Below are 3,209 nucleotides of genomic sequence, written 5' to 3' on the forward strand. Positions count from 1 at the left end.
TATCTGCTGAAGAATGCAGAAAAAAATTAAAGTCTAAAAATATTGGTGAAGTTTATACTGTTGATGCAACTTCAATTGCTTTAGAAAAAATTGGAAAACCAATTGTTAATACAGCAATGTTGGGTGCATTTGTTAATTTAGTTGACTGGGTAGATTCTCAATGTTTAGAAAAAGCAGTTAAAGAACATTTTGATGATGAAAAAATAGCAGATAAAAATATAGCTGCATTTAAAGGATGTTGTGAAATAGTTAAGGTGTAAAAATGGTAAAAGAAGATAAAAAAACAAAAGGAGAAAATAAAGGAAAGTTAAAAGTTCCTAAAGTTCCGCATTCAAAATGTGATACTGCTAAAGAAAATAAAACAGGCTCATGGAGAGATCAAAAACCTTCAATTGATTTATCAAAATGTATTAAATGCGGGCAATGTGCATTACATTGTCCAGATGGCGCGATTGAAATAGATGAAAAAGGCGCGCATATAAATTATGATTATTGTAAAGGATGTTTGATATGTGAAAGAATATGTCCTGTTAAAGCAATTTCACACAAAAAAGAAGATAAGTAAGCCTTTCTTTCTTTTGTAAAAGAAAGAAACCCTTGGGAAAGAAAGAAAACAAAGAAAAATAGAGAAAAGAAAAAATTAACGAAAAGAAAAAGAAAGAAAAGAAAATGAAAATTAAATAATTAAGGTGTAAAAATGGTAAAAACATTAGAAGGAAGTCATGCAATTGCAGAAGTTGTCGTTAATTGTGAAGCTGAAGTTTTAGCTTGTTATCCAATTACTCCTTCAACACATATTGCTGAAAAATTACAAAAGTTTTATGCAGATGGAAAAATACCTGAATATATTACTGTTGAACAAGAGTTTTCAGCTATTTCTGCATTAGCAGGTGCAAGTGCAGCAGGCGCAAGAACATTTACAACTACTTCATCACAAGGAGTAGCTTTAATGCATGAAGTTTTATATGCAACAGCAGGTATGAGACTTCCAATTGTAATGTGTGTTGCTAATAGATCTTTAAATTCGCCGTTAGGAATTTGGTGTGACCATCAAGATATAATGCCTGAAAGAGATTCAGGATGGATTATCTTAATGTGTGAAAGTAATCAAGAAGCAGTTGATACTTTACCTCAAGCATATAAAATAGCAGAATCTTTATTATTGCCTGTAATGGTTTGTATTGATGGTTTTTATTTAACACATGCAGTTGAACAGATTGATATACCTCAAAAAGAAATAATTCAAAAATTCTTACCTAAATTTAAACCAGAATTTAAACTAGATTCAGAAAATCCAGTTACATTGGGTATTTATTCAACACCTGAATTTTTACAGGATTTTAGAGAAGATATTGCTAAAGATGTTGATAATTCAAGAGAACCGATTAAAAAAACAGAAGAAGAATTTAGTAAAATTATAGGAAGAAAATATGGAAATGGGTTAATTGAAAATTATAAATGTGATGATGCTGAAAGAGTTATTATTGCAATGAGTTCTTTTTGCGGGAATATAAAAGAAGCAATTGATGAATTAAGAGAAAAAGGAGAAAAAGTAGGTTTATTAAGAATTAAATCTTTTAGACCTTTTCCTTATGAAGATGTGAGAAAGATTATTGAAGGAAAAAAACATATTGGTGTTTTTGACAGAGCAACTACGTTAGGAGGATATCCTCCATTATATACTGATGTTTTAGCATCTGTTTATGATTCTAAATTAGCAAAAAAAGTTTCAATATCTTCATTTATTGGAGGTATTGGAGGAAAAGATGTAACTGTGGAAGATGCTAAAAATATATTTAAAAGTTTAAAAAATAAAAAAATCAAAAGAGAGTTTGTTTAGAGGTTAAAAAAATGGTTGAATTTAAGAGAGAATGGGATATTTTCACATCAGGACATACAGCATGCGCAGGATGCGGTGCAGCTTTAGCTATAAGAACTATAATGCGCGCTATTGGTAAAGACTGTATTGTTGTTAATACTACTTCATGTTCCGAAATATTTTCAGCTTGTTTTCCAAGAAGTGCATGGAAAGTTCCTTATATTCATGTTACTTTTGAAAATGGAGCTTCAGTTGCTTCAGGTGTTTCAAGAGCATTAAAAGCGCAGGGAAACAATCATACAAAAGTAGTTGTTATTGCAGGAGACGGCGGAACAGCAGATATTGGTTTTGGAGCATTATCTGGTTCATGGGAAAGAAATGAAGATATTCTATATATTATGTATAATAATGGAGCTTATGAAAATACTGGAATACAAAGAAGTTCTCAAACACCTTTATATGCCTGGACTACTACTTCACAAATAGGAAAAGAAATTAGAGGAAAACAAGAACCTATTAAACCAATGGTTAAAATTGCAGCTGCACATGGAATACCTTATGCTGCATCTGCAAGTGCTGGGTATTTACTAGATTTAGAAAATAAAGTTAAAAAAGCTTTGAATATTCAAGGTTCAAGATTTATTGATGTTTTATCTCCATGTGTTCCTGGCTGGAAATATGATCCACAATTAACAGTTGAAGTAGCAAAATTAGCAGTTGAAACTGGGTTATGGAAATTAAATGAAATAGAAAATGGAGATATTCAAAATGAAAAAATAACAGTTCAGCCTAATTTTAAACCAGTTGAAGATTATTTAAAATTACAAGGTAGATTTAAACATCTAACTCCAGATGAAATTAAATATATTCAAGCGCGTGTGAATAAAGACTGGAAAAGATAATTAAAAAGTAAATATAGTTTGAAAATTATTTTTAATATGTAATTGATATTTATCTGGGATTTGTTTTTTATTATTTCCATAACCTTTAATCCAAAAATGTAAGAAAGCTTCTGCTAATTCTATTCTATTTTTTGCTTCTGATTCTGGAACGCAACATAACTCTAATATTTTTTTATAAATCTCCTTTCTTTTATCTAGAGTTTCATTAGTATATTTTTCAGTATTTATCAAATTAACAAGTAATTTAAAATCAGTTAAAGTTAGTTGTGGTAAATCTTCATCAGTCATAAGTTTACAATATGGGAATTCAGTATTTCTAATTTCTTCACCCATTAATTTATTATTTATATTATCTTCAATTTTATAAATAAAGATTTTGTTATTGTATTCAATTGTTTTATACTTTTTTGGGATATAATTCATACTATCACATAGTTTAATTATTCACGATAATATAATTAGTGCGACACGGGTTTATAATGGTTTTT

At 29.2% G+C, this 3,209-nt stretch carries 5 protein-coding genes; 4 read left to right on the top strand and 1 reads right to left on the bottom strand.

The genetic code is table 11. From position 1 onward, the window contains the following. From WC356_07675 to WC356_07690, 4 genes are all read left to right on the top strand, one after another. Positions 1–260: 2-oxoacid:acceptor oxidoreductase family protein (locus tag WC356_07675; protein MFA5383021.1), on the top strand; the 260-nt coding region annotated here is incomplete at its 5' end. 2 nt (positions 261–262) lie between these two features. Continuing rightward, a complete protein-coding gene (locus WC356_07680; GenBank protein MFA5383022.1) occupies positions 263–565 on the top strand; it encodes a 4Fe-4S binding protein in 303 nt (100 codons plus the stop codon). Positions 566–697: 132 nt separating this feature from the next. After that, complete coding sequence (gene porA / locus WC356_07685; GenBank protein MFA5383023.1) at positions 698–1,840, top strand: pyruvate ferredoxin oxidoreductase; 1,143 nt, start codon at positions 698–700, stop codon at positions 1,838–1,840. Between the two features lie 11 nt (positions 1,841–1,851). Continuing rightward, a complete protein-coding gene (locus tag WC356_07690; GenBank protein ID MFA5383024.1) occupies positions 1,852–2,721 on the top strand; it encodes a thiamine pyrophosphate-dependent enzyme in 870 nt (289 codons plus the stop codon). Here the strand turns inward: WC356_07690 and WC356_07695 are convergent, their stop codons facing one another. Then, on the bottom strand, positions 2,722–3,144 hold the full coding sequence (locus WC356_07695) for a hypothetical protein (GenBank protein MFA5383025.1): 423 nt from the start codon (positions 3,142–3,144) through the stop codon (positions 2,722–2,724). It lies immediately after the preceding gene. Between the last annotated feature and the right edge of the window lie 65 nt (positions 3,145–3,209).

It is taken from the genome of Candidatus Micrarchaeia archaeon (genome assembly GCA_041653315.1).
Taxonomy (GTDB): Archaea; Micrarchaeota; Micrarchaeia; order Anstonellales; family JAHKLY01; genus JAHKLY01.